Annotated in this window: 5 protein-coding genes; all 5 read left to right on the top strand. The window is 72.9% G+C overall.

The genetic code is table 11. The features are described 5' to 3' along the window. The coding region (locus QZ433_RS05295) for a hypothetical protein (RefSeq protein ID WP_295780477.1) at positions 1 to 190 on the top strand (190 nt) is incomplete at its 5' end. Between the two features lie 50 nt (positions 191 to 240). Then, on the top strand, positions 241 to 1,206 hold the full coding sequence (locus tag QZ433_RS05290) for a MoxR family ATPase (RefSeq protein WP_295780475.1): 966 nt from the start codon (positions 241 to 243) through the stop codon (positions 1,204 to 1,206). Between the two features lie 55 nt (positions 1,207 to 1,261). Beyond that, positions 1,262 to 2,629, top strand: a complete 1,368-nt coding sequence (locus QZ433_RS05285; protein ID WP_295780479.1) for a DUF58 domain-containing protein — start codon at positions 1,262 to 1,264, stop codon at positions 2,627 to 2,629. Beyond that, entirely contained in the window at positions 2,626 to 5,139 is a 2,514-nt protein-coding gene (locus QZ433_RS05280; protein ID WP_295780473.1) for a transglutaminase domain-containing protein, read from the top strand. Before QZ433_RS05285 ends, QZ433_RS05280 begins: the two co-directional genes overlap by 4 nt. Next, the coding region (locus QZ433_RS05275; RefSeq protein WP_295780471.1) for a DUF5684 domain-containing protein at positions 5,136 to 6,213 on the top strand (1,078 nt) is incomplete at its 3' end. The genes QZ433_RS05280 and QZ433_RS05275, both read left to right, overlap by 4 nt.

Here is a 6,213-nt window from a genome sequence, read left to right as displayed (position 1 = left end):
CGTGCGCTACCTCGACAAGAACGGCAAGGCGCTCGAGCGCAATCCCGACAACCCGCGTCTCGTCCCCGCCGGGGCGACCGCCGTCGAGAACATCGGCGTCAGCGTCGACTGGTCGAAGCAGGGGTGGAACCTCGACAAGGCCACCTCGACGCTGTCCGGTACGTGCAAGCCGGGCACCCCGGCATCCTGAATCCCGTTCTTTCCCGCCCCACCCCGACAACGCCCTCGAAGGACTTCGACATGACGATCACCCAGGAGCAGGCCACCTGGTTCTCCCAGACCTTCTCGCAGATCGCCGACAACGTCGAGCGCGCGGTGCTCGGCAAGCGGCACGTCGTCGAGCTGGTGCTCACGGCCATGCTCAGCGACGGACACGTGCTGCTCGAGGACGTGCCGGGCACGGGCAAGACCTCGCTCGCCCGCGCGGTGGCCCAGTCGGTGCAGGGCACGAACACGCGCATCCAGTTCACGCCCGACCTGCTGCCCGGGGACATCACGGGCATCACCGTGTACGACCAGAAGACGGGCTCGTTCGAGTTCCACACCGGGCCGATCTTCGCCAACATCGTCCTGGCCGACGAGATCAACCGCGCCAGCCCCAAGACGCAGTCGGCGCTGCTCGAGGTGATGGAAGAGGGCAAGGTCACCATCGACGGCGTCTCGCGCGAGGTCGGCGTGCCCTTCCTCGTCCTCGCCACTCAGAACCCCGTCGAGCAGGCCGGCACCTACCGTCTCCCCGAAGCGCAGCTGGACCGCTTCCTGCTGCGCACCTCGCTGGGTTACCCCGACCACGCGGCGACCGTGCGCATCCTCGACGGTGCGCCCGTCGCCACCGCCGAGCTGCGCCCCATCATCACCCCGCAGGCGATGGTGGGGATGGCCGACCTCGCGGCATCCGTCTACGTGGACGCGCTCGTCCTGGACTACATCGCGCGGCTCGTGGATGCCACCCGCACGGCCGACGAGGTCCGCCTTGGCGTGAGCATCCGCGGCGCCCTCGCGCTCACGCGCGCGACACGTGCCCGCGCGGCGTCCCAGGGCCGCACCTACGCCACCCCCGACGATGTCAAGGCGCTCGCCGTCGCGGTGCTGTCGCACCGACTGATCCTGCACCCCGAGGCGGAGTTCGACGGCGTCACCCAGGAGGCCGTGATCGGTCAGGTGCTCCTCGACACCGTGCCGCCCACGCAGCGCGAGAGCGCGTGAGCATGGGGCGTCGCTCGATGTCGGCATCGCCGCCCGGAGGTGCGCGGTGCCCGATGTGAACCTCACCGAGTCGCGCCTGACGCGCACCTCGGCCGGCACCTTCCGCACCGGCTCGCGCACGTCGATCACCTCGACCTCGGTGCGGCGACAGCGCCGCATCGTCCGGGCGATCGTCCGTCTCGCCGAGGCGTGGCGCGTGCTCCGCGAGGCCGTGGTCGCTGCGGTGCGATGGGCGGGCCGGACCGTTCGACCCGCGGGTGCGGTCGTCGCCGTCGCGGCGAGCGTCGGGCTGCTGTGCGGACTGCTCTTCGGGTGGGTGGAGTGGATGGTCGCGGGCAGCGCGGCGCTCCTCCTCCTCGCGATGAGCGTCCCGTTCCTCTTCGGCGCGCGCTCGTACGATGTCGACCTCGACCTCGCGCACGAGCGGGTCGTCGCGGGCACCGGCGTCACGGGCGAGATCGTGGTGCGCAACGACGGTGCCCGTGCCGCTCTCCCGGGCCGTCTCGACATCCCCGTCGGCCGGGGGCTGGTCGAGTTCGGGGTGCCCTTCCTGCGTCCCGGCGCCGTGACCACCGAGCCGCTCGTGATCCCACCGCTCCCGCGCGGCGTCGTGCGCGTGGGGCCGGTCACCACGGTCCGCAGCGACCCCGTGGGTCTCCTCCGGCGCGAGCACGCCTTCGACGACGTGCACGATCTCTTCGTGCACCCGCGGACGGTCGCCCTTCCGTCGACGAGCGCGGGCCTCGTCCGCGACCTCGAGGGCAACGCCACCCGCCGCCTGGTCGACGCCGACATGTCCTTCCACGCCATCCGGGAGTACGTCCCGGGCGATTCGCGGCGACAGGTGCATTGGAAGTCCACGGCGAAGACCGGACGCCTCATGGTGCGCCAGTACGAGGAGTCGCGCCGCTCCCGCATGGCGGTCGTGCTCGCCGCGGCGACTCCCGAGTACGCGGATGCCGACGAGTACGAGCTCGCGGTGTCGGCGGCGGCCTCGCTGGGGCTGAGGGCCGTCCGCGACGCGCGTGACATCGACATCGTCACCGGCTCCGAGATCCCGCGCGTCGTCAAGGGCCGGCTGCGCGCCATCCGGCACGTCCCCGTGGTGTCGCCCCGGGCGATGCTCGACGGTTTCAGCGGAGTCGATCGCCACGACAACACGATGGCGGTCGAGGATGTCTGTCGCCTGGCCTCCGAGGCGAACGAACGCCTGTCCATCGCCTTCGTCGTGGTGGGTTCGGCCGTCCCGCTCGCGCGCCTGCGGCAGGCCGCTCTCGCCTTCCCCGCCGACACCGCGGTCGCCGCGGTCATCTGCGACGAGCGCGCCCACCCCCGGATGCAGAGCGTCGCGGGACTGACGGTGCTGACCATCGGCACCCTCGACGACCTGTCGGGCCTGCTCGTGCGGGGGGCCACCGCGTGAACGCCCGCCGCGATCCCCGTGCGCCCGCGCGCCGGCGCGATGCCTCCGGCGCGCCGCGCTGGAGCGCCGCGGCGGTGTACACGGCGATGTGCGTCCTGCTGGCGGCGGTCGCGGCGTGGCCGATCTACGCGTCGGCGGCGTTCTCGGTCCTCGTCGTCGTGGCATCCCTCACCGGGGCGGGCGTCGTCGTGCTCGTGGCATGGCGGCGGTGGGGCGGTTGGGTCTTCGCCGGCGGTCTCCTGCTCTCTTTCGCCGCCCTCTGCGTTCCGCTCGCGGTTCCCGCGCGACTGACGTCGGCACTGGACGTGCTCCGGGGCCTCGGAGAGTCGTTCGCGGGTCTCCTCGTGGCGTGGAAGGACCTGGTCACGGTCGACCTCCCGGTCGGCACCTACCGGAACCTGCTCGTCCCCGCCCTCGTGGTGTTCCTCGTCGGCACCGCCGTGACCCTCGCGCTCGCGGTGCGCACGGACCGTCTCGCGGTCGCCGCGGTCGTCCCGGGACTGACCATGACCGGGTTCGGACTGTTCTTCGGGCGCACGGGAACGAGCGCTCCCCTGGCGCTCGGACCGATCGTCCTTCCCGCGCCGGTCGAGACGGCGGTGGGCCTGAGCGCCCTCCTCGCGGCGGTGCTGTGGCTGTCGTGGCGGGCGCGCGACGAGCGGGGCCGGGCTCTCGAGCGGGCGAGTGAGGTCTCGGCCGTCTCCGTCGGCCGCGGCTCCTCGGCGACGGACCGCCGCCGCCGCGCGCTGGGGGCCGGGATGCTCGTGGTGGCCGTCGTCGCGACCGTGACGGTCGTGCCCGCCCTGGCGCGCGACGCCGATCGTCAGGTCCTGCGGTCGGCCGCGGGTCCCGAACGGCAGATCGCCGAGGCCGTCAGTCCGCTCAGCGAGTACCGGGCGATGTTCTCCGACGCCCGCTCCGACGACGTCCTCTTCCGGGTGAGCGGCGGGGACGCCCTCCCCGAGCGCATCCGCATCGCGACTCTCGACACCTACGACGGCGAGGTGTTCCGCGCGTCCGGCGACGAGGGCGCCGGTTTCGTCCGGCTCCCCTCCTCCCGCGACGCCGGTCAGGGGCGCGCCGTGCAGGCCGATATCGACATCGTCGATCTGAAGGGGATCTGGATGCCGACGGCCGGCCGGCTGTCATCCGCCACGTTCGAGGGGGAACGCCGAGCGGTCCTCGCCGACCGCTTCTACTACAGCGCCGACGCGGAGTCGGGGGTGCAGATCGCCGACGGGGGGCTGCAGCCCGGTGATGCGTACCGCGTGTCGGCGGTGGAGCCCTCGACCGAGGACGTCGCGGCGTTGCGTCCTCCCGGGGATGCCGCGGGAGTCGCCGGCGGCGACAACCTGCGGAGGTGGGTCGAGGAGCATGCCTCGGGATCCGACGGCGCCTCCCTGCAGGCGCTGATCCAGCTGCTCCGGGAGCGCGGCTATCTCAGTCACAGCCTCGCGCCCGAGGGCGCGGCGCCCCCGGCGTGGACGGCGGATCTGCCGGGCTATCAGCTGCAACCCAGTGCGTCCGGTCACTCGATCGCGCGCGTCGACCGGATGTTCGGGCGGCTTCTGGAGCGCGAGGACGATCCGCGCGCCGCGGCCTCCGACAACTACGTCGCGGCGGTCGGTGATGACGAGCAGTTCGCCGTCGCCGCCGCCCTGATCGCGCACGAGCTGGGGTTCCCCGCGCGCGTGGTCGTGGGGACGCGTCTCGCCTCGGCGGACAGCGCGCTCGCGACGTGCGATGCGGGGGAGTGCCGGGCGCGCGACCTGAGCGCGTGGACCGAGGTGCGCGGTGAGGACGGGCGGTGGGTCGCGATCGATGTCACCCCGCAATACGAGAAATCGCCGAGCCTCGAGGTCACGCAGCAGCAGGATCCCGAGAACGTCACGGAGGTCCGACCCGACACCGTCGACGAGGTCGTCCCTCCGGAGCCGGTCCAGGAGGACAACTCCCTCGACGACGACGCACGGACGGATGACTCCCTGGACCTGGCCTGGTTGTGGTCGGCTCTGCGGATCTCCGGGGTGGTTCTGGCCGTTCTCCTGATCCTCGTCGGTCCGTTCCTCGCCGTCGTCGTCGCCAAGATCATCCGACGTCGGGGCCGTCGTCGTGATCCCGACCCGCGTTCCGCGATCGCCGGCGGGTGGGAGGAGTACGTCGACGCGGGCGTCGACGCCGGTCGGTCGGGGCCCCGTTCGCCCACGCGTCGAGAGGTCGCCGCGGCCTTCGCGACCCCGTCGGGCGTCCGCTTGGCGGACGACGCCGACCGTGCCGTGTTCTCGTCCACCGAGGTCGGCGCCGACGAGGTCTCGGCCTTCTGGCGGATCGTCGACGAGGAGCGTCGCGCGATGACCCGTCAGCGAGGCTTCTGGCGTCGCGTGCGCGCGGCCCTATCGTTGAGATCGTTCCTGCGGTTCCTCGCCCCGCGCCGTTCGCGGCGGGGGACGCCGCACCGCGACGAGAGGGGGAAGCGTCCCACCGCACCGGGGGGTCGCGAGACGACATGACCGAATCGACCATGGTGGTTCTGCAGGCGACGTCGTTCGCCCTCGTCGTCGTGCTGTATGTGTGGTTCGCCCTCGCCCTGGCGGCCCTGTTCGGCAAGATGGGCGAACCGGCCTGGAAGGCGTGGATCCCCGTCTACAACGTCGCGACGATCCTGCGCTTGGGCGGCTTCTCGCCGTGGCTCGTGCTGTTGAACATCGTCCCGATCTTCGGGCTCATCGCTTTCGTCGCGGTGTACGTCGTCGCGGTGCACCGCATCACGACCTCGTTCGGAGCGGGGGCCGGCATGACGGTGGTGGGGACGCTGATCCCCATCGTCTGGGCGAGCATCCTCGGGTGGGGCTCCGCTCGTTGGGAAGGGGGCGTCCGCCGCTCCGACGCGGTGGATGAGGAGTCCGCCCCCGTCCGCCGGGGACGCGACTTCGAGGGCCCCTACGTCCCGCTGATCGGCGGATGGACGCCGGGCCCGGCCGTGAGTTCCGAGCCGTCGGAGGGCGCGCGGTCCGAGGCCACGGCATCCGGTCTCGACGACCTCGGGTTCGCGCGTGCCCGGGCGGACGAGCCTGCTCCTCAGCGTCCCGCGGCCGTCTCCGAGCCCGTCGTGCTGCCTTTCGCGGCCCCGACCGGTCCGCTCGCGGACGCCGTGCCGTCGACCAGCGACTGGGCTCCGCCCGCTGATCCCCGGCCGGTGGCGTCCCGCGACGATGTCGCACCCGCCCACCCGTCCGGCTCGGTGTTCGACGTCCTCGACGCTTTGCGCGATCGCTCGCCCGAGGAGCAGGGGGAAGACCGTCAGGCCGCCCTCGAGCCCGAGCCCGCGACGCGCGCTCTTCCCGTCGCCCCGCCGCCCGCGCCGGAGGCGCCGGCCTGGTCGGCCCCCTCCTCCGCTCGCGAGCCGCTCGATGCGCCGCAGGCCGGGGGGAACACGGACGCACCGGTCGAAGCCGTCGCCCCCTGGGTCATCCCGCCCCGGCGTGCCTCGGCGGCCGACGCCCCGATCGCCGATGTCCCCCTGACCCGACCCGCCCCCGAGCCGGCGGTCGCGCCACGCGCCTCGCTGTCGAGCCCCGGCGAGG

It is taken from the genome of uncultured Microbacterium sp., assembly GCF_913776565.1.
Lineage (GTDB): Bacteria > Actinomycetota > Actinomycetes > Actinomycetales > Microbacteriaceae > Microbacterium.
This window is presented reverse-complemented; position numbering and strand designations above follow the sequence as displayed.

What these genes read in the sequence shown, in the direction of transcription:
- QZ433_RS05290 (WP_295780475.1), top strand. Translation starts at nt 241, where the DNA reads ATGACGATCACCCAGGAGCAGGCCACCTGGTTCTCCCAGACCTTCTCG.